We start from the raw sequence: 26,991 nt of genomic DNA on the forward strand, positions 1-26,991 counted from the left end.
GGGGGTCCTCACAGAAGGTGACGTTTACAGACGTTTACAGACGCTTACAGGAAGTACAGACGGCTTAGGGAGACGGAGTCGGCGGGCTGCGAGCGGATCGGCTCGCCGTCGAGGGTGACCAGGCCGGTGCGCTGGTCGACGTCGACTGCTCCGGTACGGGAGTTGAGCCGCAGGTCGGCGGGGCCGATGGAGCGGGTGTTGCGGACGGCGACCCGGCGGCGCCGGGTGGGCATCGTGTCGTGGCCCTGGTCGAGGGCCGCCTGGGCGACGAAGGCCACCGAGATCTCGGCGGGGGTCGCGCCGTGGGCCCCGAACTGCGGCCCCAGGACGAGGGGTTCGCAGGTGTCGGTGGCCGCGTTCGGGTCGCCGGTCACCCCGTACGCGGGGAAGCCGGACTTGAGGACGAGCTGCGGCTTGGCGCCGAAGTACTCGGGGCTCCACAGCACGATGTCCGCGAGCTTGCCGACCTCGATGGAGCCGACCTCGTGCGCGAGCCCGTGGGCGATCGCGGGGTTGATGGTCAGCTTGGCGATGTAGCGCAGCACGCGGTCGTTGTCGTGCCCGTCGTCGGGGACGCCCAGCTCGGCCTTCATCTTCCCGGCCATGGCGAAGGTACGGCGGACGGTCTCCCCGGCCCGGCCCATGCCCTGCGCGTCGGACGAGGTGATGCCGATCGCGCCCAGGTCGTGCAGCACGTCCTCGGCGCCCATGGTCCCGGCGCGGATGCGGTCGCGGGCCATGGCGGCGTCGCCGGGCAGGTCCGTCTTCAGGTCGTGGACGGAGACGATCATCCCGTAGTGCTCGGCGACCGCGTCCCGGCCGAAGGGCAGGGTGGGGTTGGTGGAGGAGCCGATGACGTTCGGGACGCCGGCCATCTTCAGCACGTTGGGCACATGGCCGCCGCCGCAGCCCTCGATGTGGAAGGCGTGGATGGTGCGGCCTTCCAGCACCCTGAGGGTGTCCTCCACCGAGAGGCACTCGTTCAGCCCGTCGCTGTGCAGGGCGACCTGGACGTCGTGCTCCTCGGCGACCCGCAGGGCCGTGTCCAGGGCGCGGGTGTGGGCGCCCATGTCCTCGTGCACCTTGAAGCCGGAGGCGCCCCCCTCGGCGAGCGCCTCGACCAGCGGGGCCGCGTGCGAGGACGAACCCCGCCCGAGGAAGCCGATGTTGACCGGCCAGGCGTCGAAGGCGCCGAACGCGTGCTTCAGTGCCCAGGGCGAGTTGACGCCGACGCCCCACACCGGCCCGAACTCCTGCCCGATGATCGTGGTCACACCGGAGGCCAGCGAGGCCTCCATGATCCGCGGCGACAGCAGATGGACATGGGTGTCGACGGCCCCGGCGGTGGCGATCAGCCCCTCCCCGGACACGATGGACGTCCCGGTGCCGACCACGACGTCCACCCCGTCGAGGGTGTCGGGGTTCCCGGCCCGTCCGATCGCGTGGATCCGCCCCTCGCGGATGCCGATGGACACCTTCCGGATCCCCAGCACGGCGTCGATCACGACGACGTTGCTGATCACGACGTCACAGGTCTCCCGGACGGCGGCGGCCTTGAGGTGCAGCCCGTCCCGCGCCGTCTTGCCGAATCCGGCCAGGAACTCGTCGCCGTAGCGCTGGGAGTCGTCCTCGACGCGGATCACGAGCCCCGAGTCGCCGAGCCGGATCCGGTCGCCGGCCCGGGGGCCGTGGGTGGCCGCGTACTCGTGCGGGGTGAGGCGGCGGGCCTCGGCGGGGTGGCCTCCGGGACGGCTCATCGCTCGGTCTCCTGCTCTCGAATGCCCAGGTATCCGCAGGCGGCCGCCCGGCGCAGGGCCTCCGCGCGGGCGCCGGGCGCGTCCAGCGGTCCGTCGACGAGCCCGGCGAAGCCGATGGCGACCCGGGCGCCGCCGATCGGCACCAGGCCGACCTCCAGCGACTCCCCCGGCCCGAACCGCACGGACGACCCGGCGGGCACGGCGAGCCGCAGACCGTAGGCCGCGGCGCGGTCGAAGTCGAGGCGCGGGTTGGCCTCGAAGAAGTGGAAGTGCGAGGTGACGGAGACGGGGACGGACGCGGTGTTGGTGACGGTCAGCCGTACGACCGCCGCCGGATCGGCGTGCTCGGGCCCCGGCAGCAGCGCGCCCGGACCCTCCTCGCCCAGTCCCCCGCCCCCGATCGGGTCGGTGACGACCGCGAGCCTCGACCCGTCGTCGAAGACGGCCTCGACATGCACCTCGGTGACGATGTCGGCGACGCCGGGCAGCACGTCGGCCGGGCCGAGGACGGAGCGGGCCGCCTCGATCGCCTCGGCGAGCCGCCTGCCGTCCCGGGCGGCCTCGCAGACGGTGTCCGCGATCAGCGCGGTGGCCTCCGGCACGTTGAGCCTCAGGCCCCGGGCACGGCGGGCACGGGCCAGCTCGGCGGCTCCGAAGAGCAGCAGCCGGTCACGTTCCGTGGGGGTCAGCCGCATCTCGTTCCCTTCGTTTGGAACGCCACTCTAATCAAAGACTTCCGCGAGGGAAAGCCTTGACGACCGCCACGTCATGACTCACATTGAATGCCGTTCTAAACGCAGTGTGATCCGAGGGAGCCAGCCATGCCGATAGAACAGCGCGGAGTCGACACCATCCCGGACGGGATGGGGGTACCTCCCGCGCTCGAACGCAGTTGAGAGCGTGGGGGAGCACCAGCGGCCCCAAGGACCTGGTCTCGATCCTGCTCGGCTCCAACCTCTGCCTCGGCGTGATCATCTTCGGCTGGCTGCCGCCGTCCTTCGGGCTCGGCTGGTGGTCGTCGGTGAGCGCGATCGTGGCGGGCACGCTGGTCGGCACGGTGTTCACGGCGCCGCTCGCGCTGGTCTCCCTGCGCACCGCGACCAACCTCTCCACCTCCTCCGGCGCCCAGTTCGGGGTGCGCGGACGGCTGGTCGGCTCGGTGGTGGGCCTGCTCCTCGCCCTCGGCTACACCGCGCTCACCGTCTGGATCGGCGGCGACGTGATGGTGGGCGTGCTGGGCCGGCTCTTCGGTCTCCCGGCGGACGGCGGGTCGTACGCCGTCGTCTACACGGTGCTCGCGGCGGCGACGGTGGCGGGCGCGGTCTACGGCTACCGGGTGCTGCTCGCCCTGTCCAAGGTCCTCGCCGTCGGCATGACGGCCCTGCTGCTCCTCGGCGTCCTCGCCTACGCCCCGCACTTCACCACCGCCGCGCTCCCGGAGACCGGCGGCTACCTCCTGGGCGGCTTCTGGCCGACGTGGTGCTGCCCGCACGCCACTGCCAACCGCTGCCCGATCTTGCGGATCCGGCGGCGCAACCCGGCCCGCTCATCCGCCAGGCAGCGCATCGACAGCTGGTACTGATCCTCCGAAGCCCGAGTCATCGCCCCCGCCCACCGAGACGAGGACACCGCCGTCAGCTGCCTCTTCCGCTCGGCGCGGCCGGTCTCCTTCGCCGGAACGTTCCCCATCCGCACCCGTGCGGCCAGATCCGCTCGCTGATGGCGGCCCAGGTTCTCGCCAACCAGCGTCAGGACCTGCACATCCGTCACCGTCAGATCCTTCAGCCGGTCCCGGATCCTCGCTCCGGACGGAGCAGCCACCATGAACGGGGCGGCCAGCACGCGCAGCTCACGCTTCCTCCCTCGCCTGCGCGCCACCAGCCCCCCCAGCCGTATCGAACGGACCCGCCACCACCGATCATGCGTTCCGCGCACGAGTGGCACCCTGACAAGCGGACCCGTTCACCCCATCGAGCGACACCCCGGCCGACGACCGAATCAGTATTTGCCGAACCACGCAGGGGAGGTGATACACGTCGAAGGCGGAGCCGGAGACCGGTCAGCCGAGCTGGTGCATCCAGCCGTGCTTGTCCTCGGCCGTGCCGCGCTGGATGTCGAGCAGCGCCTCGCGGAGCCGGAGGGTGACCGGGCCGGGCTCGCCGCCCGACTGCCGCCACTCGGCGTTCGTGCGCTTGACCGTGCCGACCGGGGTGATGACGGCGGCGGTGCCGCAGGCGAAGACCTCGGTGAGGGTGCCGTTCTCGGAGTCGCGCTGCCACTGCTCGATGGAGACCCGGGCCTCCTCGGACTCGTAGCCGAGGTCGCGGGCGACGGTCAGGAGGGAGTCACGGGTGACGCCCTCCAGGATCGAGCCGGTGAGGGTGGGGGTGACGATCACCGGCTTTTCATTGGATGCAGCGCCGTACACGAAGTACAGGTTCATGCCGCCGAGTTCCTCGACCCACTTGTGCTCGACCGCGTCGAGGTAGCAGACCTGGTCGCAGCCCTGGGCCGCCGCCTCGGCCTGGGCGAGCAGGGAGGCCGCGTAGTTGCCGCCGGTCTTGGCGTCGCCCATGCCGCCGGGGACGGCGCGGACGCGGTCCTCGGAGGCCCAGATGGAGACCGGCTTCACGCCACCGGGGAAGTAGGCGCCGGCCGGGGAGGCGATGACCAGGAAGAGGTACTCGTTGGCCGGCTTGACGCCCAGGCCGACCTCGGTGGCGATCATGAAGGGGCGCAGGTAGAGGGACTCCTCGCCACCGTGCGCCGGGACCCAGTCCTTGTCCTGCTGGACCAGGGCGTCACAGGCCTCGATGAAGGTCTCCACCGGCAGCTCGGGCATGGCGAGCCGACGGGCGGAACGCTGGAAGCGCTTGGCGTTCTGGTCGGGGCGGAAGGTGGCCACCGTGCCGTCGGGGCGGCGGTAGGCCTTCAGGCCCTCGAAGATCTCCTGGGCGTAGTGCAGGACGTTGGTGGCCGGGTCGAGGGGGATCGGCGCGTACGGAACGAGCTGGCCGTCGTGCCAGCCGCGGCCCTCGGTCCACTTGATCGTCACCATGTGGTCGGTGAAGTGGCGGCCGAATCCGGGGCTGGCCAGGATCGCCTCGCGCTCGGCGGTGGCGGTCGGGTGCGCGGACGGCTTGAGCTCGATCGTGGGCGTCGTCATGAGTGGTAGTCCTTCACCGGTTGTAGTGACTGGCCGCGCTCACACCCTTGTCTCGTAGGACGTCCGAGCATTCCCTCACACCGCGGCTTCGCGTTCGATTATCGCGCGGAGGCCTGGCCGGAAGGAATCGGGGTGAAAGCGGACCGGGGTAGATGGTGGCACCCGGCGGCAGGCATGGGGAAGCCGCCGGGCGCGTGTGCGACCCGGCGGCTTCGAAGTCGTGCTTCGAGTGGCTCGGGTCAGCCGGCTACTCGTACGGCGAGCGCGTCGCCGATCTCCGAGGTGGAGCGGGCGGGCTTGCCCTGGCGCTCGGTGAGGTCGGCGGTGACGGCCTCCTCGACGCGGGCGGCCTCGGCCTCGTAGCCGAGGTGGCGCAGCAGCAGGGCGACGGACAGGACCGTGGCGGTGGGGTCGGCCTTGCCCTGGCCGGCGATGTCGGGCGCGGAACCGTGGACCGGCTCGAACATGGACGGGAACTCACCGCTCGGGTTGATGTTCCCGCTCGCCGCGACGCCGATGCCGCCGGAGACGGCCGCGGCGAGGTCGGTGATGATGTCGCCGAAGAGGTTGTCGGTGACGATGACGTCGAACCGGCCGGGGTCGGTGACCAGGTAGATGGTCGCCGCGTCGACGTGGATGTAGTCCGTGGTGACCTCGGGGAACTCCGCGGCGACCTTGTTGAAGATGTTCGTCCACAGGTGCCCGGCGAAGGTCAGCACGTTGTTCTTGTGGACCAGCGTGAGCTTCTTGCGCGGACGGGCCTGGGCGCGGGCGAAGGCGTCCCGGACGACCCGCTCGACACCGAACGCCGTGTTGACGGAGACCTCGGTGGCGACCTCGTGCTCGGTGCCCTTGCGGATGGTGCCGCCGTTGCCGGTGTACGGGCCCTCGGTGCCCTCGCGGACCACGACGAAGTCGATCTGCGGCTCGCCGGCCAGCGGGGTGGCGACACCCGGCAGGAGCTTCGACGGGCGCAGGTTGACGTGGTGGTCGAAGGCGAAGCGGAGCTTGAGCAGGAAGCCGCGCTCCAGGACGCCGGAGGGGACGCTCGGGTCGCCGATCGCGCCCAGCAGGATGACGTCGTGCTTCTTCAGCGCGTCGAGGTCGGCGTCGGTGAGGGTCTCACCGGTGGCGTGGTAGCGCTGGGCGCCGAAGTCGTACTCCTGGGTCTCCAGCTTCACGTCCTCGGGGAGGACGGCGGAGAGGACCTTGAGGCCTTCGGCCACGACTTCCTGCCCGATGCCGTCACCGGGGATCACTGCGAGATCGATGCTGCGAGACATGTCGGCACCCTACTCCTCGTCCCATGGGATGACACACGCTGTCCGTCATACGGACATGGCGCGTCGTTCCGTCGCCCGGCGTTCACCCGTACGTGTGACCGGTGTTGGCCTGCGCTGGGCATCGTCCCCGGTATGGACATCCCCGACTTCGGCATTCCGCCGCGGCTCGCCGCCCGGATGAGCATGGCCGAGCAGTACGAGTACCTGCGCACGCGGCTGGTGAGCCGCCGCACGCTGGTGTCGGCGGGTGCGATGGCGGGCACCCTGGCGGGCACCTTGGCGGGCGGCAGTCTGCTGGCCGGCTGCGCGCGGACGGCGAAGTCGGCGAGCCCGGCTCCGGCGACCTCGACGGTCCGCGGCGCGGCGGTCGTGCCGTTCGGCCGCCATCTCGCCTTCGGCTCCGACCCACGGACGCGGATGCGGGTCTCCTGGCAGGTGCCGTTCGCGGTGCGGAAGCCGTTCGTGCGGATCGGGTCGCGGCCGGACGCCCTGGGCCAGAAGGTCGCGGCGGAGATCCGGCATCTGCACACGCCCGGGGTTCAGGGGGTGCGCCCGGTGGTCGAGCAGTACTACGTGCACGCGGCCCTGGACGACCTCACGCCCGGCACCACGTACTACTACGGCGTCGGCCACGAGGGCTGGGACCCGGCCGCCCCGGCCCACCGCTCGGCCATCGCCTCCTTCCGCACCGCGCCCGCGCGTCCGGAGCGGTTCGTGTTCACGGCCTTCGGCGACCAGGGCGTCAGCCAGGCCGGCCGGGCCAGTGACAGCGCGCTGCTGAAGCAGAAGCCGGCCTTCCACCTGCACGCCGGCGACATCTGCTACGCGGACGGCAACGGCGCCGGGAAGACCTCGGACGGCTACGACGCCCGGGAGTGGGACCGCTTCCTGAAGCAGAACGACCCGGTGGCCCGCTCGGTGCCGTGGATGGTGACGACCGGCAACCACGACATGGAGGCCTGGTACTCCCCCGACGGCTACGGCGGCCAGTACGCCCGCTTCGCCCTCCCGGACAACGGCTTCGACCCGCACGGCTCACCGGGCGTGTACGCGTTCACCTACGGCAACGTCGGCTTCGTGGCGCTGGACGCGAACGACGTGTCGTACGAGATCCCCGCCAACCTCGGCTACAGCGGCGGCCGGCAGACGAAGTGGCTGGAGAAGAAGCTGAAGGAGCTGCGGGCGGCGAAGGGCGTGGACTTCGTGGTCGTCTTCTTCCACCACTGCGCGTACTCGACGTCCTCGCACGCCTCCGACGGCGGGATCCGGGCGGCCTGGCTGCCGCTGTTCACCCGGTACCAGGTGGACCTGGTCATCAACGGGCACAACCACGTCTACGAACGCACGGACGCGGTGAAGGGCGGCGGGGTCGGCCGCGCGGTCCCGGTCGGCGGCTCGACCGACCCGACCCGGGACGGCATCGTCTACGTCACGGCGGGCGGCGGCGGGCGCGGCCTGTACGGGTTCCCCTCGGGGGTCAAGGACAGCTACGAGGGGCACGTCACCCGGCACGGCGCGGTGGACAGCTCCCACTGGACCAAGGGGCAGCACAGCGTGGCGGAGACGGTGGAGTGGTCCCGGGTGCGGTACACCGGCTTCTCCTTCCTCAAGGTCGAGGCGGAGGCGGGTACGGCCCCGAGGCTGAAGGTGTCGGCGCTCGCGCAGAGCGGTGCGCGGATCGATCACTTCGAGGTACGGCGCGGGCGGTGATCCGCAGGGTACGGCGCGGCTGTCCCGGCCGCGCCGTACCCCGTGCGGGTGCGGCTCCCGTATCTGGGGGGGGGCGGTTCGGCTCAGTGGCCGGTCTCGCCGCCGTTGTCGCGGCGGTCGAGGGCGCGCTGCAGCGCGGCGGCGGCGTTCTTGCGGTCGGACTCGCTCGTGCGGGACACGTGGCGGACTCGGCGGCGGACGGTCGTCTCGGCCATGGGAATCGACTCCTTCAGCACATACGTGGAGTACGGCAGGGGGGTTACGAGACGCCGGAAGGGGCGGGGAGCGGTGCCACAGGGGTTGCCTGTACGGGGCCCGGCTCACGACCGCCATTCGCTTGATCGAGCGAGACGTTCGGCTCCTACAAAAGTAAGGGAGCCGCCCGCATCTGTCTGCACAATTACTCGGACTTCCTACTATCTGAGACGGCGGGGTGGGCCATACGGCCGTGAGCAGGCCTTTCGGCGATCACATGACGTCTCCGTCGCGCCAGTCGAAGACCAGCTCGTGGGCCGGGTCGAGGACGCCCGCGCGGGCGGGGCGCACGAAGACGCAGCCCTCCTCCTCCGGCAGCCGCACGATGCCCCGGTCCGGGGAGAGGGCGCAGATCCGGCCGGGCCAGAGCCGCCAGCCCCGGGCGGTGTAGAGCCGGGCGCCGTCGTCGCTGGCGCCGAGCGCGCCGAGGTCGTACGCCCGGTCGACGATCCCCTCCAGGGCGGCCATCACCTGACCGCCCAGCCCTCTGCGGCGGGCGTCGGCCCGGACGCCGACCGCCTCCACGTACCCGACGCGCAGCCAGCGGTCGCGGTGGCGGGCGCGGCGCTGCACGACCGAGCCGTGGGCCGCGAGCCCCTCCTCGTCGTGGACGAGGGCGTGCAGGCCGCCCAGCCCGTGGTCCCAGTCGCTGTCCCCGAAGTCCCCGCCGAAGGCCCCGTGCAGGAGGTCACGGGCGGCCCGGAGCTCGGCGGGGTCGAGGTCGGCGGTGTGCGCGATACGAAGTGACATGAACCCAGTATCGGGAGCTACCAGTCGACCGGTCCGTGGCGGTCGACGAAACGGCCCGTGCCGGCGCCGGGCGGCTCGGTGGCGAGACGGACGACCGCGTCGGTGCCCTCGGTGACGGTCTGCGGACCGCTGTGCGCGTTGAGGTCGGTCGCCGTGTAACCGGGGTCGACGGCGTTGACGCGGATGTCCTTCAGGGCCTTGGCGTACTGCGTGGTGAGCATGGTCAGCGCAGACTTGGAGGCGGTGTAGAGGGGCGAGACGACGGTGGACTCGACGCGCTCCGGGTCGTGGGTGAGCGCGAACGACCCCATGCCGCTGCTGACGTTGACGATCACAGGGTCCGGCGAGCGGCGCAGCAGCGGCAGGAAGGCGGTCGTCGTGCGCAGGACGCCGAAGACGTTGACGTCGAAGACACCGAAAGCGTCGGCGGCGGTCAGCTCGGCCGGGTCGCCGTGCGGGCCGGCGACCCCGGCGTTGTTGACCAGGACGTCGATCCGGCCCTCGTGGGCGGCGACGTCGGCGGCCGCGGCCGCCACGGAGGCGTCGTCGGTGACGTCGATCCGGACGAACCGCGCGCCGAGCGCGGCGGCGGCCGCCGCGCCCTGCTCGGGGTCGCGGGCGCCGACGAGCACGGTGTGGCCGAGTGCGACGAGGCGGCGGGCGGTCTCGCGGCCGAGGCCCTTGTTGGCCCCGGTGATGAAGGTGATGGTCATGCGTCGATCGTCGGCCCGGCGCGGGCCCGCTGCCAGGGACGCCTCGACCGTAGGAACGGCGGTACCAGGATGCCGGAGGAGGCAGGATGGAGGGCATGGCGAGGAAAGAGGCGGCCGGTCTGGGCCCGACGATCCGTACCTGGCGGGAGCGGCTGTCACCGGCGGCCGTGGGGGTGCCGGCGACCGGCCGCGCCCGCCGGGCGACCGGGCTGCGCCGGGAGGAACTGGCCGAGCTGGCCGGGGTGTCGGTCGACTACGTCGTACGGCTGGAGCAGGGCCGGGCCACGGCGCCGTCCGGGCAGGTGGTCGCCGCCCTGTGCCGTGCCCTGCGGCTGACGGCCGCCGAGCGCGAGCACCTCTACCGGATGGCCGGGCTGGTCCCGCCGGACGACGGCCCGGTCCCCGACCATCTCCCGCCGGGTGTGCTCCGCGTGCTGGACCGGCTCGGCGGGGTGGCGGTCGGCGTGTTCACCGCGCACTGGCAGCTGCTGTGGTGGAACCCCGGCTGGGCCGCGCTGCTCGGCGACCCGGCGGCCACCCCGCCCGAGCTGCGCAACCTGGCCCGCGGGCGGTTCCCGGTCGGCGCCGGGGAGGCCCGCCTCTCGTCCTGGCCGGTACGGGTGGCGAACGCCGACGGCTCCGACCTCGCGATCGTGGCCGACCTGCGCCGCGCCACCGGCCGCTTCCCGCAGGACGCCCGGCTGGCCGACCTGGTGCGCGAACTGGCCGAGGGCAACGAGCGGTTCGCCCGGCTCTGGGCGCGCGGCACGGTCGCCGCCCACCGCACCGACCGCAAGACGGTCGAGCATCCGCAGGCGGGCCCGGTGGAGGTGGACTGCGACGTCCTGACGGACGGCGACTCGGAGCTGAAGATCGTGATCCTGTCGGCGAAGCCGGACACCGAGGGCGCGGCCCGGCTGCGCACGCTGCTGTAGCCGGGCGGGGCATGGGAACGGGCCGGGAAGCCTGCTCGTGGGTCAGGCTTCCCGGCCCGTGCTCGGGGGGCTGAGGATCAGCCCATGTGCGGGTACGCGTAGTCGGTCGGCGCGACCAGCGTCTCCTTGATCGCGCGGGTCAGCGTCCAGCGCAGCAGGTTCTGCGGGGCGCCGGCCTTGTCGTTGGTGCCGGAGGCACGGCCGCCGCCGAAGGGCTGCTGGCCGACGACGGCGCCGGTCGACTTGTCGTTGATGTAGAAGTTGCCGGCCGCGTAGCGCAGCTTCTCCATCGTGTACGCGGCGGCGGCGCGGTCGTTGGAGATGACCGAGCCGGTCAGCGCGTAGTCCGACACCGACTCCATCTGGGTCAGCATCGCGTCGTACTCGTCGTCCTCGTAGACGTGCACGGCGAGGAACGGGCCGAAGTACTCGGTGCGGAAGACCTCGTTCTCCGGGTCGCTGCACACGACGACCGTCGGGCGGACGAAGTAGCCGACCGAGTCGTCGTAGGAGCCGCCCGCGACGATCTCGCAGGCCGGGTCGGTCTTCGCGCGGTCGATCGCGCCCTTGTTCTTGGCGAAGGCGCGGTCGTCGATCACGGCGCCGATGAAGTTCGACAGGTCGGTGACGTCACCCATGGTCAGGTAGTCGACCTCGGCGGCGAACTCCTCGCGGAAGCCGTCGTTCCAGATGGACGCCGGGATGTAGGCGCGGGAGGTGGCGGAGCACTTCTGGCCCTGGTACTCGAAGGCACCCCGGGTGAGGGCGGTCTTGAGAACGGCCCGGTCGGCGCTCGGGTGGGCCACGAGGAAGTCCTTGCCGCCCGTCTCGCCCACCAGACGCGGGTACGAGCGGTACTTCTCGATGTTGTTGCCGACCGTCTTCCACAGGTACTGGAAGGTCTTGGTCGAGCCGGTGAAGTGGATGCCGGCGAGGTCGCGGTGCTCAAGGGCGACCTTGGACACCTCGATGCCGTCGCCGGTGACGAGGTTGATGACACCCTTGGGCAGACCGGCCTCCTCCAGCAGCCGCATCAGCAGCACGGCGGCGTGGGTCTGGGTCGGGGACGGCTTCCACACGACCACGTTGCCCATCAGCGCGGGCGCGGTCGGCAGGTTGCCGGCGATCGCGCTGAAGTTGAACGGCGTGATCGCGTAGACGAAGCCCTCAAGGGGGCGGTGGTCCATGCGGTTCCAGACGCCCGGGGAGTTGGCCGGGGGCTGCTCGGCCAGGATCTGGCGGGCGTAGTGGACGTTGAAGCGCCAGAAGTCGATCAGCTCGCAGGGCGAGTCGATCTCGGCCTGCTGGGCGGTCTTGGACTGGCCGAGCATGGTGGAGGCGGCGATGGTCTCGCGCCACGGGCCGGAGAGCAGTTCGGCGGCGCGCAGGATGATCGCCGCGCGGTCGTCGAAGGACATCGCGCGCCAGGCGGGCGCGGCGGTGAGGGCCGCGTCGATCGCGTCCTGGGCGTCCTGCTGGGTGGCGTGCCGCCCGGTGCCGATGACGGCCTTGTGGTGGTGCGGCTGCACGACCTGGAAGGACTCACCGCCGCCGAGCCGCTTCTCGCCGCCGATGGTCATCGGCAGCTCGATCGGGTTCTCGGCCAGCTCCTTGAGCTTGGCCTCCAGCCGGGCGCGCTCGGGCGAGCCGGGGGCATAGCCGTGCACCGGCTCGTTGACGGGCGTGGGGACCTGGGTCACAGCGTCCATGGGTTCCGTAACTCCTTGTACGTGAGCGGGTGTTGAGGCTTGTCTCGGCTTCTCGGGGCTTCTCGGGGCTTCTCGGGGCTCTTCGGGGCTCAGCCCTTGCTGACCATCGAGCGGAGGAAGAAGCGCAGGTTCGCCGGCTTCTCCGCGAGCCTGCGCATGAAGTAGCCGTACCAGTCGGTGCCGTACGCGGTGTAGACGCGCATCCGGTGGCCCTCGGCGGCGAGCCGCAGGTGCTCGTCGCTCCGGATGCCGTACAGCATCTGGAACTCGTACTCGTCGGGCTTGCGGCCCGCGCGCCGGGCGAGTTCCTGGGCGATCGAGATCAGGCGCGGGTCGTGGGAGCCGACCATCGGGTACCCCTCGCCCTCCATCAGAGTCCGCAGGATCCGGACGTACGCCTTGTCGATCTCGCTCTTCTGCTGGTAGGCGACCTCGGCGGGCTCCTTGTAGGCGCCCTTGACCAGGCGGACGCGGCTGCCGGCCGCGGCGAGGCGGCGGGCGTCGGCCTCGGTGCGGAAGAGGTAGGCCTGGATGACGCAGCCGGTCTGCGGGAAGTCCTTCCGCAGCTCCTCGTGGATGGCGAACATCGAGTCGAGGGTGGTGTGGTCCTCGGCGTCGAGCGTCACGGTCGTACCGATGGCGGCGGCGGCCTCGACGACCGGGCGGACGTTGGCGAGGGCCAGCTCGTGGCCGCCGTCCAGCGCCTGCCCGAACATCGACAGCTTCACCGACATCTCGACGCGCTCGCCGAGGCCGAGGTCCTTCAGCCGCCCGACGAGTGCGAGGTAGGCGTCCCGGGCGGCGGCGGCCTGCTCGGGGGTGGTGATGTCCTCGCCGACGACGTCCATCGTCAGCTCCAGGCCGCGGCCGGTGAGCTCCTCGATGATCGGGACGATGTCGGCGACCGTCTCACCGGGGATGAAGCGGTCGACGACCTGCTTCGTCACCGGGGCCGCCGAGATCAGACGACGCATCCGGTCGCTGCGCGACGCGGCGAGAATCACGGGACCCAGCACGGGGCACCTCCACAACACATGCCGTAACGGCCGCGATCCGACGATTTGGATACGGCACGGGGAACCACCGTGAAAGTTAAGGATCCCTTCGATCGTGGGCCATCGACAGCTGTCACGCATCCGTGCCACGGATCTCAGACAGATGTATGAAGGCATCCGTGAATTGCGGGAGAATGCCCGGGTGACGTCGGAATTCAAGGGTGACTACCAGGAGCTGGTCGACGAGATCTCGGAGCTCCTCGGCGTCCCGGCGACCCTGGAGAACCGGGACTTCGAACTGCTCGCCTTCGGGGCGTACGACAGTGAGGGCGACCTGGATCCGTCGGCGCTGGACCCGGTCCGCACCCGCTCGATCCTGACCCGGCGCTCCACCTCGGCGGTCCGCGCCTGGTTCGAGGGCTTCGGCATCACCCGGGCGACCGGACCGGTCCGCATCCCGCCGACCCCGGAGGCGGGGGTGTACCGGGGACGGATCTGTCTGCCGGTACGCCATCGGGGCGTCGTCCTCGGCTACGTCTGGCTGCTCGACGACGATCCGGGCCCGACGGACGCCCAGCTGGCCGCGGCCATGGGGGTGGCCGGGCGGATCGGCGCGCTGCTCGCGGACGAGGCGCAGGCGGGGGCGGGGCTGGGCCGGGAGCTGCGGGCGGTGCTCACGGCGGAGCCCGGCTGGCATCGGGACGCGGCGGTGGCCGAGCTGCGGACCGCCCTCGGCGCCCGCGCGGACGTCCCGCACACGCTGGTCTGCGTCGCCCCCTGGCCCTCCGCCGACCCGGACGACGCCCCCTCCCCGCGGACGGTCCCGCACGCCACCGCGCTGTGCACACTGCCCTGGGGCACGGCGGGCCACAGCCTGGCCGTACTGGTCCGGCTGCGCAGCACCGACGTGATCACCCCCGCCCTGACGGCCGCCGCCAGGCTGCTCAAGGACGCGGAGGAGGCCCGTTCGGCGGCGGCCCGCGGGGCCGGGGCACGGACCGCCGCCGCCGTCGCCGCGGGATTCGCGGGGGCGGCGGCCCTGGCGGCCCCGGGCCGCGCGGCGGGGGTGGGCGAGGCCCGGACCGGCCTCGCCGAACTGGGCGCGGTCTGGCAGGAGGCCGCCGCCGCGACCCGCGCCGCGCTGGCCGAGCCCCGGTTCGGGCCGGTCGCGGAGTGGGCCCACATCGGCCCCTACCGGCTGCTGACCGCGCTGGGACCGGAGGCCGCCCACGACCGCGCCGTGAGCCCCCTGCTCACCCCGGCCCACCGCGAACTCGCCCGCACCGCCGAGGCCTACCTCGACTGCGCGGGCCAGGCAGGCCGCACAGCGGCGGCCCTCGGCATCCACCGCCAGACCCTCTACTACCGCCTCTCCCGCGTCGAACAGCTCACCGGCCTCGACCTGGACGACGGCGAGGACCGCCTGCTCCTGCACATGGCGTTGAAGGGCGCCCGGCTGTAGGCCTCCGTCTCCGGGCTGTACGGCTGCCTCCAGCGGTGGGCCTACTTCCGCCCCTTCCCCTTCGCGGTCTTCTGGTAGCTGCTGACGCCGTCCTCGTAGGGGACCGCGCCGGCCTGGCGGGGAGCGGTCGGCATGGTGACGTCGTCCACGTTGCGGACCAGCTTGATCTTGCCGAACAGCTGCTCGGGGATGACGAGTTCGTCGGAGCCGTGGTAGGCCATCTCCGGCCCGCCGCCCGACGCGCCGGCGCCCTCGAACTCGACCCCGCCGTCGGACTCGTCGGCGTGGTGCCCCACTGTGACGTCGTCGGCGACATAGACGGCGACCAGGAACCGCCCCCACAGCCGGGCCTCCTTCTTGGCGGCGGCGGTGCCCGGGGCCTTCGCGCCGGGCGGGCCGACGACCGGGGCGACGTAGAAGCCGCGCCCCTTGCCGATGCCGTGGCCGGAGGCGATCCGGGACACGTCCGGGCCGTCGATGATCAGACCGCCGACGTTCTCCGCGTTGGTGCCGTGGAAGCCCACGAACCGGTAGCCGGACAGCGACGCGCTCAGCGTCCGCTGCTGTTCGGCGATGTCGCCCTCGGGCATCTCCCGCCGGAACTCGGCCGCCTCCGGCGCCCCGTACTTGTCCTTGTCCCAGTGCCCCGCGTCCCAGTCCTCGCCGGTCTCGGAGGCGGTCTCGGACTCGGCCTCGGACTCCTCCTCGCTGCTGCTGTCGGTGTTCCGCCGGGCCGGGGCGGTGCGGAAGAACCCGCCCTCCTCGTCGCTGTCGCTCTCGCTGCTGGTGCTGGCGGTCGTCGCCACCCGGGTGACGACCGCGCGCACCGCGGCCCACACGGCGGCCGCGCCGACGGCACCTCCGGCCCCCTCCAGCCGGGCCAGGACCCGGCGCAGGACGTCGGGTTCGGCGTAGTTCGCGGGCGCCGGGCGGGTCGGGTGGCTCATCAGCCACACCAGCAGATCGGAGGCGGAACGGACCGTCACCGGGCCGTCGTCGCCCTGGATGACCAGCTGCTTCCCGTCCCCGTCGGTCTGGCGCTGCACGGACGGGCCGGACGGCCCGGCGGACTGCCCGGAGCGGCGGACCATCTCCGCCACGGCGGCGTTGCCGGCGGTGCTCATCATGCCCAGCAGCCCCGGCGACGGCGACCGCTCCTGACGGACCGTCGGCCGCGCCGGCGAACGCTCCCTCCGGGCCTCTCGCGCACCGGTGTGGCCGTGAGCGTGCATGGGGTACCTTCCGCCGGGATCAGAAACGGTTCTTCTGACGTCGATAGCCGCCGGCGCCGGCGAAGGTCCAGATCCTCCGGGGCAGCGCCGGCTGCCCGATGAGGCACCCGGCCGGTCCCCGCGATCAGGCGCGGGTGGCGGCCTCGACGATCTGGCGCAGCCCCTCGGTGAGCGCGTCGCCGTCGGGCGCGGTCTTCGGGTCGAAGGTCCATGCCGAGATCAGGCCGGACATGAGGGTCATGTAGAAGCGGCCGAGGGTGTCGGCGGTCTCGTCGGAGACCTCCTCCTCCGGTACGCCCATCATCAGCGAGGTCAGCCCACGGCCGCCCTCGCGCTGGGCGCGGGCCAACTGGTCGCGCACCTCGGGCAGCTGATCCCCCATCGCCATGATCTCCACGCTGAGCCGCCACATCGTGCCGGGCTCGCGCATGGTGCCGACGATGTGCGACCACACCTCCCGGAACCGGTCGAGGGAGCCGGGCGCTCCGGTCAGCCCGGCGTCGCCGCCGTCGAAGGACAGCTCCTCCACCAGCGCGATGTAGGCCTGCGCGAGCAGCGCGTCCTTGGAGCCGTAGTGGTAGCCGATCGAGGCGAGGTTGGTCCCCGACTCCTTGACGATGTCGCGCGCCGTCGTCCGCGCGAACCCCTTCTCCAGCAGGCAGCGCTTGGCGCCTTCCAGCAGATCCTCACGGTGTCCCATGCGGGCCACCCTACCCCGGGATCCATACAGACGTCCTAGACGGATGACTTATACATTCGTTCTAGACAAGCGTTTAAGACGCCCGTACATTCCTTGGCATGACGAACCCGACGAGCACGACCACCACCCCACGTGAGACCAACTCCCTTGCGGGACGCCGTGAATGGACCGCGCTCGGCGTGCTGATGCTGCCGCTGCTCCTGGTCTCGATGGACGTCTCCGTCCTCTACTTCGCCCTCCCGGCGATCGGCGCGGACCTCCGCCCGAGCGGCACCCAGCAGCTGTGGATCCTGGACATCTACGGCTTCGTCCTGGCCGGCCTGCTGATGACGATGGGCGCGCTGGGCGACCGCGTCGGCCGCCGTCGCCTGCTGCTCTTCGGCGCCGCGGCCTTCGGCGGCGCCTCGCTGCTCGCCGCGTACGCGGACAGCGCCGGGACCCTGATCGCCGCCCGCGCGGTGCTCGGCCTCGGCGGCGCGACCCTGATGCCGTCCACGATGGCCCTGCTGCGCACGATGTTCACCGACCCCGGCCAGCGCGCGAAGGCGATCGGCCTGTGGTCCGGGGTGATGACCGGCGGGATCGCGCTCGGCTCGGTGATGAGCGGGATCCTCGTCGAGCACTTCTGGTGGGGCTCGGTCTTCCTGGTCAACCTGCCCGCGATGGCCCTGCTCCTGCTCCTCGGCCCGTTCCTGCTCCCGGAGTCCCGCGACCCCTCCCCCGGCCGCTTCGACTGGCTGAGCGTCCCGCTCTCGCTGGCCGCCGTACTCCCGGTGATCTACGGCCTGAAGGAGATCCCCTCCGAGGGCTGGCACCCGCTGTACGTCGTCTCGGTCACCGTCGGCCTGCTCTTCGCCGCCCTCTTCGTCCACCGCCAGCGCACCACCGGCTCCCCGCTGATCCCGCCGGCCCTGCTGAAGGGCCGCGGCTTCACCCCGGCGCTGGTCCTCACCCTCGTCGCCTCGCTCGCCATGATGGGCTCGGCGATCTTCACCACGCAGTACCTGCAGTCGGTCCTCGGGATGAGCCCGCTCGCGGCGGCGCTGTGGAGCCTGCTGCCCTCGGTGTTCATCGGGGTCGCCGGACCGCTCACGGCCCAGCTGGTCCAGCGGGGCGCCGACCGGGGGTACGTCGTCGCGGGCGGCTTCGCGGCCATGGCGGCCGGGTTCGCGCTGCTCGCCCTCGTCGGCACCGACTCGCTGTGGCTGGTGCTGACCGGGGCCGGCGTCCTCGCCTGCGGAATGGTCGCGATCATGTCCCAGCTGACCGACCTCGCGATGGGCGGAGCGCCGGTGGAACGGGCGGGCACGGCCTCCTCACTGCTGGAGACCGGCGCGGAGTTCGGCGGCGCGCTGGGGATGGCGGTGCTGGGGTCGATCGGTACGGCGGTCTACCGCCACGAGATGCCGGCCACGGCTCCGGCACCGGCCCGGGAGACGCTGGGCGGCGCGCTGGCCACGGCGGGCCGGCTGCCGGGGCACGCGGGAGATGCCCTGGTCCGCACCGCGCGGGAGGCGTTCACCAGCGGGATGCGGGGGGCGGCGATCGCGGGGGCGGTGCTGCTGGTGCTGGCGGCGGTGGGGGCGGGGGTGAGCCTGCGGAAGAGCGCGTAGACAGCGGAACGCCGGCCGGGCTGAGGAACTCTCAGCCCGGCCGGCGTCCGTGGATCCTGATCCAGGGGTCAGACGAGGTTGACCGCACGGGCCGAGGTGGCCCCGATCTCCTCGGCGACCTCGGCCAGCACACCGGCGTCGACCGAGTCGTCGACGGTCAGCACGGCCAGCGCCTCACCGCCGGCGACCGCGCGGGCCACCTGCATACCGGCGATGTTGATGCCCGCCTCGCCGAGGATGCGGCCGACGGTGCCGACGACGCCCGGGCGGTCCTCGTAGCGCAGCACCAGCAGGTGGTCGGCGATGGCGAGGTCGACGTCGTAGTCACCGACCGCGACGATCTTCTGGAGGTGCTTCGGACCGGCCAGCGTGCCGGAGACCGACACCTCCTCGCCGTCCGCGAGCGTGCCGCGCACGGTCACCACGTTGCGGTGTTCGCTCGCCTCGGAGCTGGTGGTGAGGCGGACCTCGACACCCCGCTCCTGCGCGAACAGCGGCGCGTTCACGTACGACACCGTCTCGTCGACGACGTCCTCGAAGACGCCCTTGAGCGCGGACAGCTCCAGCACCTTCACGTCGTGCTGGGTGATCTCGCCGTAGACCTCGACGTCGAGACGGACCGCGACCTCACCCGCGAGCGCGGTGAAGATGCGGCCGAGGCGCTCGGCGAGCGGCAGGCCCGGCTTGACGTCCTCGGCGATGACACCGCCCTGGACGTTCACGGCGTCCGGCACGAGTTCACCGGCGAGAGCCAGCCGCACCGACTTCGCGACGGCGATACCGGCCTTCTCCTGGGCCTCGTCGGTGGAGGCACCGAGGTGCGGGGTGCAGACGACCTGGTCCAGCTCGAAGAGCGGGGAGTCGGTGCACGGCTCCTTGCTGTAGACGTCGAGGCCGGCGCCGGCGACCCGGCCCTCCTTCAGCGCCGCGTACAGCGCCTCCTCGTCGACGATGCCACCGCGCGCGGCGTTGACGATGCGCACCGACGGCTTGACCTTGCGCAGCGCCTCCTCGCCGATCAGACCGACCGTCTCGGGGGTCTTCGGGAGGTGCACGGTGATGAAGTCGGCGACCTCGAGGAGCTCGTCCAGCGACAGCACCTTCACGCCCATCTGGGCGGCGCGGGCGGGCTGGATATAGGGGTCGTACGCGACGATCTTCATGCCGAAGGCGGACATGCGCTGCGCGACCAGGGCGCCGATGCGGCCGAGGCCGACGACACCGAGGGTCTTCTCGGCGAGCTCGACACCGGTGTACTTGCTGCGCTTCCACTCGCCGTTCTTCAGCGCGGCGTTGGCCTGCGGGATGTGGCGGGCGCTGGAGACGAGGAGACCGCAGGCCAGTTCGGCGGCGGTCACGATGTTGGAGGTCGGCGCGTTGACGACCATCACGCCGGCCTTGGTGGCGGCGGAGACGTCGACGTTGTCCAGGCCGACGCCGGCTCGTGCGACGACCTTCAGCTTCCTGGCCGCGGCGATGGCCTCGGCGTCGACCTTGGTGGCGGAGCGGATCAGGATCGCGTCCACGTCGGCGATGGCGGGGAGCAGCTCGGCCCGGTCTGCTCCGTTGGTGTGCCGGATCTCGAAGTCCGGGCCCAGCGCGTCCACGGTGGCGGGCGACAGCTCTTCAGCGATGAGTACGACAGGTTTCGAGCTCACGTGAGTCCTCACAGGTCCAATGCGGACGGCCGTCCCGACGGCCGCAGGCGGTGGAGGTTGGCTAGCCGCGTGGAGACGCACGACGCTGTGGGCCTGACGCGTATGTAGTACGGCAGTGTAGTGGCGCGGCAGGAGTCGTCCTGCGCCTCTGCGGAAGGATCACCCGTCCGAGATTCGACGGGGTGGACAACGGGGCCGGAGCAGTCCGCTCCGGCCCCGTCGGCTGAGGCTTACGCCTCCTCGTTCACCCAGCTCATCAGCTTGCGCAGCTGCTTGCCGGTGGTCTCCAGCAGGTGCTCGGAGTCGGCGGTCTTGTACTCGTTGTACTTCTTCAGACCGCCGTGGTACTCGGCCATCCAGTTGTTGGCGAAGGTGCCGTCCTGGATCTCCGCGAGGATCTGCTTCATCTCGGCCTTGGTGGCGTCGGTGATGATCCGCGGGCCGGTGACGTAGTCGCCCCACTCGGCGGTCTCGGAGACCGACCAGCGCATCTTCTCCAGGCCGCCCTCGTACATGAGGTCCACGATCAGCTTCAGCTCGTGCAGGCACTCGAAGTAGGCGATCTCCGGCTGGTAGCCGGCCTCGACCAGGGTCTCGAAACCGGCCTTGACCAGGGCGGAGGTACCACCGCAGAGGACGGCCTGCTCACCGAACAGGTCGGTCTCGGTCTCCTCGGTGAAGGTCGTCTTGATGACGCCGGCGCGGGTGCCGCCGATGCCCTTGGCGTACGACAGGGCGAGCGCGAAGCCGTTGCCGGTGGCGTCCTGCTCGACGGCCACGATGCAGGGAACGCCGCGGCCCTCCTCGTACTGACGGCGCACCAGGTGGCCCGGGCCCTTGGGGGCGACCATGCAGACGTCGACGCCGGCCGGGGGCTTGATGAAGCCGAAGCGGATGTTCAGGCCGTGGCCGAAGAACAGCGCGTCGCCGTCGTTCAGGTTCGGGGCGATGGACTCCTCGTAGACCTGGGCCTGGATCGGGTCCGGGACGAGGATCATGATGACGTCGGCCTCGGCGGCGGCCTCCGCCGGGGTGACCACGCGCAGGCCCTGCTCCTCGGCCTTCGCCTTGGACTTGGAGCCCTCGTGCAGACCGACACGGACGTCGACACCGGAGTCGCGCAGCGACAGCGCGTGGGCGTGGCCCTGGCTGCCGTAGCCGATGACCGCGACCTTGCGGCCCTGGATGATGGACAGGTCGGCGTCGGCGTCGTAGAACAGCTCGGCCACTTTGGGTTCTCTCCTTGGTGTGCAGATGTTGCGTCCCACCGTATGACGGTGGTCGGAAGGGAAGTCTCGGGGTCTCGGTATACGGGCGGCCGGTGAGCCGGGACGGATCGGCGGCCGCCCGTGTCAAGCCTTACGCAGAACGGTCGAGCGCGCGCAGCGACCGGTCGGTGATCGAGCGGGCGCCGCGGCCGATCGCGATGGTGCCGGACTGCACCAGCTCCTTGATGCCGAAGGGCTCCAGCATCTTGAGCATGGCGGTCAGCTTGTCGCTGCTGCCGGTGGCCTCGATGGTGACGGCCTCCGGGGAGACGTCGACGGTCTTGGCGCGGAACAGCTGGACGATCTCGACGATCTGGGAGCGCGTCTCGTTGTCGGCGCGCACCTTCACCAGAACGAGTTCCCGCTGAACGGCCGAACCCGGCTCCAGCTCGACGATCTTCAGCACCTCGACGAGCTTGTTGAGCTGCTTGGTGACCTGCTCGAGGGGCAGCGCCTCGACGCTCACCACGATCGTGATGCGGGAGATGTCGGCGTGTTCGGTGACCCCGACGGCGAGCGAGTCGATGTTGAAGCCGCGGCGGGAGAACAGCGCGGCGATCCGGGCCAGGATGCCCGGCTTGTTCTCCACCAGGACGGAGAGCGTGTGCTTGGACATGTTCTTCTGCGTCTCTCTCGCTCAGTCGTCTTCGTTGTCGCCGAAGTCGGGGCGGACGTCCCGGGCGGCCAGGATCTCGTCGTTGGAGGTGCCGGCGGCGACCATCGGCCACACCATGGCGTCCTCGTGGACGATGAAGTCGATGACGACCGGGCGGTCGTTGATGGAGTTCGCCTCTTCGATGACCTTGTCGAGGTCGTCCGGGGACTCGCAGCGGATCGCGTAGCAGCCCATGGCCTCCGACAGCTTGACGAAGTCGGGGACCCGGGTGCCGCGGGCGTCCGGGTTGACGTCGTCCGGCCCGGAGTGCAGGACGGTGTTGGAGTACCGCTGGTTGTAGAACAGGGTCTGCCACTGGCGGACCATCCCGAGGGCGCCGTTGTTGATGATGGCGACCTTGATCGGGATGTTGTTCAGGGCGCAGGTGGTCAGTTCCTGGTTGGTCATCTGGAAGCAGCCGTCGCCGTCGATCGCCCAGACGGCCTGCCCGGGCCGGCCGGCCTTGGCGCCCATGGCGGCCGGGACCGCGTAGCCCATGGTTCCGGCGCCGCCGGAGTTCAGCCAGGTGGCGGGCTTCTCGTACTGGACGTAGTGCGCGGCCCACATCTGGTGCTGGCCGACGCCCGCCGTGAAGATCGTGCCCTCCGGGGCAAGCTGCCCGATGCGCTCGATGACCTGCTGCGGGGAGAGCGAGCCGTTGTCGGGCAGGTCGTAGCCCAGCGGGTAGGTCTCGCGCCAGCGGCTCAGGTCCTTCCACCAGGCGGTGTAGTCGCCCTGGTTCCCCTCGCTGTGCTCCTTCTGGACCGCCTGGATCAGGTCGGCGATGACCTCGCGGGCGTCACCGACGATCGGCACGTCGGCGGCGCGGTTCTTGCCGATCTCCGCGGGGTCGATATCGGCGTGGACGATCTTCGCGTGCGGGGCGAAGCTGTCCAGCTTGCCGGTGACGCGGTCGTCGAAGCGGGCTCCGAGGGCGACGATCAGGTCGGCCTTCTGCAGCGCGGTGACGGCGGTGACCGCACCGTGCATGCCCGGCATTCCCACGTGCAGCGGGTGGCTGTCGGGGAACGCGCCGAGCGCCATCAGGGTGGTGGTGACGGGCGCTCCGGTGAGCTCGGCGAGGACCTTGAGCTCGGCGGTGGCGTGCGACTTGATGACACCGCCGCCGACGTAGAGGACGGGCCGCTTCGCGGAGGTGATCAGCTTGGCGGCCTCGCGGATCTGCTTGGCGTGCGGCTTGGTCACCGGGCGGTAGCCGGGCAGGTCCATGACCGGCGGCCAGGAGAAGGTGGTCTTCGCCTGGAGGATGTCCTTGGGGATGTCCACGAGGACCGGGCCTGGACGGCCGGTGGAGGCGATGTGGAACGCCTGCGCGATGATCCGCGGGATGTCCTCGGCCTTGGTGACCAGGAAGCTGTGCTTGGTGATCGGCATGGTGATGCCGACGATGTCCGCCTCCTGGAAGGCGTCCGTGCCGATCGCCGCGGAGACGACCTGGCCGGTGATCGCCACGAGCGGCACCGAGTCCATGTTCGCGTCCGCGATCGGCGTCACCAGGTTGGTGGCACCGGGTCCCGAGGTCGCCATGCAGACGCCGACCTTGCCGGTGGCCTGCGCGTAGCCGGTGGCCGCGTGTCCGGCACCCTGCTCGTGGCGGCACAGGACATGGCGCACCCGGGTGGAGTCCATCAGCGGGTCGTAGGCCGGCAGGATCGTGCCGCCGGGAATGCCGAATACCGTGTCAGCGCCGACCTCCTCAAGGGAGCGGATGAGGGACTTCGCGCCCGTGACGTGCTCGACGGGGGCGGGCTGCTGTCCTCCGGAACGGGGCCTCGGCTGCGGATGGTGGGCCGCGGCGCTCTGCTCGGTCATCGGCATTCTCTTCTCGATGCTGAGGGTTTTTGCGAGGTTCGTACGGTTTTCTGCCGCCGTACGCATGCTGTACAGGTGGTGCTGGTGCAACAAAAAACCCCTCGTGCCAAAAGGCAAGCGAGGGGAGCGCGCCGGTGTGGTCGCTGGGCTTTCCGGAGCCTTCTCCGGTGGGACCCAACTCAGCCGACGCGCTGTCCAAGTACGAGAATTCGGGTGCGCATGGGACTGACCCTCCCTCCGACGCGCACCACGTGTCAAGTGGGTGGGACGGGAGTCTCATTATGTGAGCGAAGGGCACTTCCGCCTCCGAGCACCGCGGGGACACCACTGGTGTACACCCCCGCGCCGCCGCCCGCACCACTGCCCGCGAACGCCGGCTCGGCCGGCGCGTGCGGAACCGGATAGTGGCCGGATCCGAGCGCCCGGCGCAGCCGGTACTCGTCCACCGGGCCGGAGAAGGCCATGCCCATGCCGTGGGTGCAGCCCATCGTGCGCAGCGCCGTGACCTGCTCGGGCAGGTCGACGCCCTCGGCCACCGACTGGAGGCCCAGGTCGCCGGCGATCCGCAGCAGCCCGCTGGTGATCTTGTGCAGCCGGGGCGACTCGACGACGCCCTCGACCAGGCTGCGGTCGAGCTTGAGCACGTCGACGGGGAGCTTGCGCAGGGCCGTGATCGCCGCGTAGCCGCTGCCGAAGCCGTCCAGCGCGATCCGGACACCGTGCCGGCTGAGCCCGGTCAGGCGCCGCTCCAACTCGTCCAGCGGGACCCTGGGGTCGGTGTCGGACAGCTCCAGGACCAGCGCCCCGGACGGCAGCCCGTGCCGGGTGAGCAGGGCTTCCACGGAGCCGAGCGGCGAGGACCGGTCGAGCAGCCGCCGGGCACTGGTGCGGACGGCGATCGGCACCACCAGACCGTTGGCGGCCCGCTCGGCGGCCTGTTCGACCGCCTCCTGGAGGATCCAGCGGTCCAGCTCGGCGGTCTTGTCGCTGTCCTCGGCGACCCGCAGGAACTCGGCCGGGGTGAACAGCACCCCCTGCGAGGAGCGCCAGCGCGCATGGGCGGAGACCGATTCGATCCGGCCGTTCTCCAGGCAGACCACGGGCTGGTGCAGCAGCGCGAACTCGCCGTCGTGCAGCGCGGCCCGCAGCCGGGTGGCCAGTTCCGCCTTGCGTACGACGTCCTGCTGCATCTGTGGCCGGTACAGCTCGACGCGGCCCTTCCCGGCCGACTTGGCGCGGTACATCGCCAGGTCGGCGTTGCGGAGCAACTCGCCCGCGCCGAGGCCCGGTTCGGCGAAGGCGACACCGATGGACGCGTTGACACGGACATCGTTGCCGTCAATGAGATACGGCTGGGAGAGGGTCACCCTGAGGCGGTCGGCGAGCTCCAGGATGTGCCGCTCCCGGGCACTGCGGTCACGGGTGTGGTCTCCGACGATCAGCGCCGCGAACTCGTCGCCGCCCAGCCGGGACGCGGTGTCGCCCTGGCGGACCGCGTCCTGGAGTCTGCGCGCGGCCTGGACGAGCAGTTCGTCCCCGGCCTGGTGCCCGATCGTGTCGTTGACGGCCTTGAACCCGTCCAGGTCGATGAAGAGCACCGCCGTGTTCCTCAGGGCGGGGCCCCGGTCGGAGGAGCGGCGGCCGGACAGGGCCTGCTGGACGCGCCGGGTGAACAGGGCGCGGTTGGGCAGGTCGGTGAGCGGGTCGTGCTCGGCGTTGTGCTGGAGCTGCGCCTGCAGCCGCACCCTTTCGGTCACGTCCCGGCTGTTGAAGATGAGGCCGCCGTGGTGCCGGTTGACGGTGGACTCGACATTGAGCCAGCCGCCCTCGCCGGACCGGAAACGGCACTCGATACGGGTGGTGGGTTCCTCCTGGGGGCGGGCGGCGAGAAAGCGGCGCACCTCGTGCACCACGCAGCCCAGGTCCTCCGGGTGGATGAGACTGGCCAGTTCCGAGCCCACCAGGTCGTCGGCGGGCCGTCCGTAGACCCCGGCGGCGGCCGGGGAGACGTACCGCAGGACCCCGCTGGGCGCGGCGATCATGATGACGTCGCTGGAGCCCTGCACCAGGGAGCGGAAGTGGTTCTCCTGGTGCGCCAGTTCCTGGGTGAGGGTGATGTTGTCGAGCAGCATGATGCCCTGGCGCACGACGAGCGCGAGCACCACGCAGCCGGCGGTGATCAGGACGACATGGTCGGGGCTGCGGCCGTTGAGGACGTTGTAGAGGATGCCCAGGGTGCAGACGGCGGCGGCCAGGTACGGGGTGAGCGCGGCCAGGGAGCCGGTGAGCGGGCGGCCCGCCGGGTACCGGCTGTGATCACCTCCCGGGGCGGGCGCGGGCGCCTGCCGGGGCGCCGTGGCCCGGGTGCCGGGCACGTGCTCGTGGACCACCCGGGTGTGCCCGTCGGGCTCCTGGGCGCCCTGCGGCCGGGGCGCGGCCCACGGGGCGTACGCCAGCAGCAGCGAACCGGCGAACCAGCCCGCGTCGAGCAGTTGCCCGGAGCGGTAGCTGCTGTGCAGCAGCGGCGAGGTGAACAGGGCGTCGCACATCACGGTCAGGGCGAGCGCGCCGATCGCGGTGTTCACCGCGGTGCGGTTGCCCGGCGAGCGCCGGAAGTGCAGCGCGAGCACCATGCTGACCAGGGCGATGTCCAGCAGCGGGTACGCCAGCGAGAGCGCGGTGTGCGCGACGCTGGGCCCGTCGAACCGGGCGGCCTGGGCGAGCGCGAGGCTCCACGACAGGGTGAGCAGCGAGCCGCCGATCAGCCAGGCGTCCAGGCCCAGGCAGATCCAGCCGGCCTTGCTCACCGGCCGCTTGGCCAGCACCAGCAGGCCGACGATGGCGGGCGGCGCGAAGCACAGGAAGAACAGGTCGGCGTAGCTGGGGCTGGGCACCGGTCGCTGGAGCAAGACCTCGTACCACCCCCAGACCGCGTTGCCGAGGGCCGCCATCGCCGAGGAGAGGGCGAACAGCAGCCAGGCAGGTCGAAAGCGGACCCGCGGGGAGCGGGCGTAGAAGAAGCACGACACGGCGGCGGTGCCGGCGGCCGCGGTCAGACCGAAGTCGCCCATGAACAGGGCCACTTGGTTCGAGCCCCAGTCGAGCGCGGAACCGACGGCGTATCCCGCGCAGACCAGGGCCAGGACGAGTTGGCGGACCACGCCGGTCCCACCGCCGGTGACCGGCGGCCGGGGGTGCGGCATCCCCGCCGGAGGCTGTGCCCGCAGCGCTCCGGGGAGTGTGGTCGTCACAGAGGTCGGCGCTGTCACCGGATGCTCCCGGCCCGCGCCGTTCCCG

General features: G+C 71.4%; 20 protein-coding genes and 1 pseudogene. 5 read left to right on the top strand and 16 right to left on the bottom strand.

Annotated features, from left to right (window positions below; genetic code table 11):
• Window positions 1-44: 44 nt before the first annotated feature.
• Together ACGFZS_RS31200 and ureA are read right to left on the bottom strand one after the other, a co-directional pair.
• Window positions 45-1,757, bottom strand: a complete 1,713-nt coding sequence (locus tag ACGFZS_RS31200) for an urease subunit alpha (RefSeq protein WP_393797867.1) — start codon at window positions 1,755-1,757, stop codon at window positions 45-47.
• On the bottom strand, window positions 1,754-2,452 hold the full coding sequence (ureA, locus tag ACGFZS_RS31205; protein WP_359221458.1) for an urease subunit gamma: 699 nt from the start codon (window positions 2,450-2,452) through the stop codon (window positions 1,754-1,756). Before ureA ends, ACGFZS_RS31200 begins: the two co-directional genes overlap by 4 nt.
• Window positions 2,453-2,578: 126 nt before the next feature.
• Here ureA and ACGFZS_RS31210 point away from each other — a divergent pair.
• Window positions 2,579-3,241, top strand: a pseudogene (locus ACGFZS_RS31210) (cytosine permease); the annotation flags it as partial.
• Between the two features lie 575 nt (window positions 3,242-3,816).
• Here ACGFZS_RS31210 and ACGFZS_RS31215 read toward each other — a convergent pair.
• Both ACGFZS_RS31215 and ACGFZS_RS31220 read right to left on the bottom strand, forming a co-directional pair.
• Window positions 3,817-4,923 (bottom strand): branched-chain amino acid aminotransferase, encoded by a 1,107-nt coding sequence (locus ACGFZS_RS31215; RefSeq protein ID WP_393797868.1) that lies wholly within the window; start codon window positions 4,921-4,923, stop codon window positions 3,817-3,819.
• Between the two features lie 239 nt (window positions 4,924-5,162).
• On the bottom strand, window positions 5,163-6,206 hold the full coding sequence (locus ACGFZS_RS31220) for a 3-isopropylmalate dehydrogenase (protein WP_393797869.1): 1,044 nt from the start codon (window positions 6,204-6,206) through the stop codon (window positions 5,163-5,165).
• A gap of 132 nt (window positions 6,207-6,338) precedes the next feature.
• Between ACGFZS_RS31220 and ACGFZS_RS31225 the strand changes: the two genes are divergently transcribed.
• Window positions 6,339-7,916 carry a purple acid phosphatase family protein gene (locus tag ACGFZS_RS31225; RefSeq protein WP_393797870.1) on the top strand — a complete coding sequence of 526 codons (1,578 nt, stop codon included), beginning with the start codon at window positions 6,339-6,341 and terminating at the stop codon, window positions 7,914-7,916.
• A gap of 83 nt (window positions 7,917-7,999) precedes the next feature.
• Here the strand turns inward: ACGFZS_RS31225 and ACGFZS_RS31230 are convergent, their stop codons facing one another.
• From ACGFZS_RS31230 to ACGFZS_RS31240, 3 genes are all read right to left on the bottom strand, one after another.
• Window positions 8,000-8,131, bottom strand: a complete 132-nt coding sequence (locus tag ACGFZS_RS31230; RefSeq protein WP_015493350.1) for a hypothetical protein — start codon at window positions 8,129-8,131, stop codon at window positions 8,000-8,002.
• Window positions 8,132-8,384: 253 nt separating this feature from the next.
• Window positions 8,385-8,921 carry a GNAT family N-acetyltransferase gene (locus tag ACGFZS_RS31235; protein ID WP_393797871.1) on the bottom strand — a complete coding sequence of 179 codons (537 nt, stop codon included), beginning with the start codon at window positions 8,919-8,921 and terminating at the stop codon, window positions 8,385-8,387.
• Between the two features lie 17 nt (window positions 8,922-8,938).
• Window positions 8,939-9,634 (bottom strand): SDR family NAD(P)-dependent oxidoreductase, encoded by a 696-nt coding sequence (locus ACGFZS_RS31240; RefSeq protein ID WP_393797872.1) that lies wholly within the window; start codon window positions 9,632-9,634, stop codon window positions 8,939-8,941.
• A gap of 86 nt (window positions 9,635-9,720) precedes the next feature.
• Between ACGFZS_RS31240 and ACGFZS_RS31245 the strand changes: the two genes are divergently transcribed.
• Complete coding sequence (locus ACGFZS_RS31245) at window positions 9,721-10,569, top strand: helix-turn-helix transcriptional regulator (protein ID WP_393797873.1); 849 nt, start codon at window positions 9,721-9,723, stop codon at window positions 10,567-10,569.
• A 77-nt stretch (window positions 10,570-10,646) separates the two neighbouring features.
• Here the strand turns inward: ACGFZS_RS31245 and pruA are convergent, their stop codons facing one another.
• Both pruA and ACGFZS_RS31255 read right to left on the bottom strand, forming a co-directional pair.
• Window positions 10,647-12,278 carry an L-glutamate gamma-semialdehyde dehydrogenase gene (gene pruA, locus ACGFZS_RS31250; protein ID WP_393797874.1) on the bottom strand — a complete coding sequence of 544 codons (1,632 nt, stop codon included), beginning with the start codon at window positions 12,276-12,278 and terminating at the stop codon, window positions 10,647-10,649.
• An 89-nt stretch (window positions 12,279-12,367) separates the two neighbouring features.
• Window positions 12,368-13,294, bottom strand: coding sequence for a proline dehydrogenase family protein (locus ACGFZS_RS31255; RefSeq protein ID WP_365691015.1), 927 nt, complete (start codon window positions 13,292-13,294; stop codon window positions 12,368-12,370).
• A gap of 181 nt (window positions 13,295-13,475) precedes the next feature.
• On the opposite strand from ACGFZS_RS31255, the gene ACGFZS_RS31260 reads away from it, so the two are divergent.
• A complete protein-coding gene (locus ACGFZS_RS31260; RefSeq protein WP_393797875.1) occupies window positions 13,476-14,735 on the top strand; it encodes a PucR family transcriptional regulator in 1,260 nt (419 codons plus the stop codon).
• A gap of 41 nt (window positions 14,736-14,776) precedes the next feature.
• On the opposite strand, the gene ACGFZS_RS31265 is transcribed toward ACGFZS_RS31260, so the two are convergent.
• Entirely contained in the window at window positions 14,777-15,862 is a 1,086-nt protein-coding gene (locus ACGFZS_RS31265; protein ID WP_393797876.1) for a hypothetical protein, read from the bottom strand.
• A 229-nt stretch (window positions 15,863-16,091) separates the two neighbouring features.
• The gene (locus tag ACGFZS_RS31270; protein WP_365691009.1) at window positions 16,092-16,667 is read right to left on the bottom strand and encodes a TetR/AcrR family transcriptional regulator; all 576 of its coding nucleotides are present in this window, start codon (window positions 16,665-16,667) and stop codon (window positions 16,092-16,094) included.
• Between the two features lie 98 nt (window positions 16,668-16,765).
• Here ACGFZS_RS31270 and ACGFZS_RS31275 point away from each other — a divergent pair, with 98 nt between their 5' ends.
• Window positions 16,766-18,280 carry an MFS transporter gene (locus tag ACGFZS_RS31275; protein ID WP_393797877.1) on the top strand — a complete coding sequence of 505 codons (1,515 nt, stop codon included), beginning with the start codon at window positions 16,766-16,768 and terminating at the stop codon, window positions 18,278-18,280.
• A 68-nt stretch (window positions 18,281-18,348) separates the two neighbouring features.
• Here ACGFZS_RS31275 and serA read toward each other — a convergent pair whose 3' ends face one another.
• From serA to ACGFZS_RS31300, 5 genes are all read right to left on the bottom strand, one after another.
• Window positions 18,349-19,938, bottom strand: coding sequence for a phosphoglycerate dehydrogenase (gene serA / locus ACGFZS_RS31280; RefSeq protein ID WP_393797878.1), 1,590 nt, complete (start codon window positions 19,936-19,938; stop codon window positions 18,349-18,351).
• A gap of 230 nt (window positions 19,939-20,168) precedes the next feature.
• Window positions 20,169-21,167: a ketol-acid reductoisomerase gene (ilvC, locus tag ACGFZS_RS31285; RefSeq protein ID WP_393661246.1), complete on the bottom strand. Its 999-nt coding sequence runs from the start codon at window positions 21,165-21,167 to the stop codon at window positions 20,169-20,171.
• 130 nt (window positions 21,168-21,297) lie between these two features.
• Entirely contained in the window at window positions 21,298-21,822 is a 525-nt protein-coding gene (ilvN, locus tag ACGFZS_RS31290) for an acetolactate synthase small subunit (RefSeq protein WP_355717132.1), read from the bottom strand.
• Between the two features lie 21 nt (window positions 21,823-21,843).
• A complete protein-coding gene (locus ACGFZS_RS31295; RefSeq protein ID WP_393540325.1) occupies window positions 21,844-23,694 on the bottom strand; it encodes an acetolactate synthase large subunit in 1,851 nt (616 codons plus the stop codon).
• 254 nt (window positions 23,695-23,948) lie between these two features.
• A complete protein-coding gene (locus ACGFZS_RS31300) occupies window positions 23,949-26,963 on the bottom strand; it encodes a putative bifunctional diguanylate cyclase/phosphodiesterase (RefSeq protein ID WP_393797879.1) in 3,015 nt (1,004 codons plus the stop codon).
• Between the last annotated feature and the right edge of the window lie 28 nt (window positions 26,964-26,991).

Origin of the sequence: Streptomyces sp. NPDC048288 (assembly GCF_043201555.1) — a bacterium.
Taxonomy (GTDB): Bacteria; Actinomycetota; Actinomycetes; order Streptomycetales; family Streptomycetaceae; genus Streptomyces.

Excerpts from the sequence above, each read along its gene's own strand:
- ACGFZS_RS31215 (WP_393797868.1), bottom strand. The coding sequence starts at position 4,923 with ATGACGACGCCCACGATCGAGCTCAAGCCGTCCGCGCACCCGACCGCC.
- ACGFZS_RS31295 (WP_393540325.1), bottom strand. The coding sequence starts at position 23,694 with ATGACCGAGCAGAGCGCCGCGGCCCACCATCCGCAGCCGAGGCCCCGT.
- ACGFZS_RS31245 (WP_393797873.1), top strand. The coding sequence starts at position 9,721 with ATGGAGGGCATGGCGAGGAAAGAGGCGGCCGGTCTGGGCCCGACGATC.
- ACGFZS_RS31265 (WP_393797876.1), bottom strand. The coding sequence starts at position 15,862 with ATGATGAGCACCGCCGGCAACGCCGCCGTGGCGGAGATGGTCCGCCGC.
- ilvN (WP_355717132.1), bottom strand. The coding sequence starts at position 21,822 with ATGTCCAAGCACACGCTCTCCGTCCTGGTGGAGAACAAGCCGGGCATC.
- ACGFZS_RS31230 (WP_015493350.1), bottom strand. The coding sequence starts at position 8,131 with ATGGCCGAGACGACCGTCCGCCGCCGAGTCCGCCACGTGTCCCGCACG.
- ACGFZS_RS31220 (WP_393797869.1), bottom strand. The coding sequence starts at position 6,206 with ATGTCTCGCAGCATCGATCTCGCAGTGATCCCCGGTGACGGCATCGGG.
- ACGFZS_RS31270 (WP_365691009.1), bottom strand. The coding sequence starts at position 16,667 with ATGGGACACCGTGAGGATCTGCTGGAAGGCGCCAAGCGCTGCCTGCTG.
- ureA (WP_359221458.1), bottom strand. The coding sequence starts at position 2,452 with ATGCGGCTGACCCCCACGGAACGTGACCGGCTGCTGCTCTTCGGAGCC.
- pruA (WP_393797874.1), bottom strand. The coding sequence starts at position 12,278 with ATGGACGCTGTGACCCAGGTCCCCACGCCCGTCAACGAGCCGGTGCAC.
- ACGFZS_RS31235 (WP_393797871.1), bottom strand. The coding sequence starts at position 8,921 with ATGTCACTTCGTATCGCGCACACCGCCGACCTCGACCCCGCCGAGCTC.
- ACGFZS_RS31225 (WP_393797870.1), top strand. The coding sequence starts at position 6,339 with ATGGACATCCCCGACTTCGGCATTCCGCCGCGGCTCGCCGCCCGGATG.
- ACGFZS_RS31200 (WP_393797867.1), bottom strand. The coding sequence starts at position 1,757 with ATGAGCCGTCCCGGAGGCCACCCCGCCGAGGCCCGCCGCCTCACCCCG.
- ACGFZS_RS31275 (WP_393797877.1), top strand. The coding sequence starts at position 16,766 with ATGACGAACCCGACGAGCACGACCACCACCCCACGTGAGACCAACTCC.
- ACGFZS_RS31240 (WP_393797872.1), bottom strand. The coding sequence starts at position 9,634 with ATGACCATCACCTTCATCACCGGGGCCAACAAGGGCCTCGGCCGCGAG.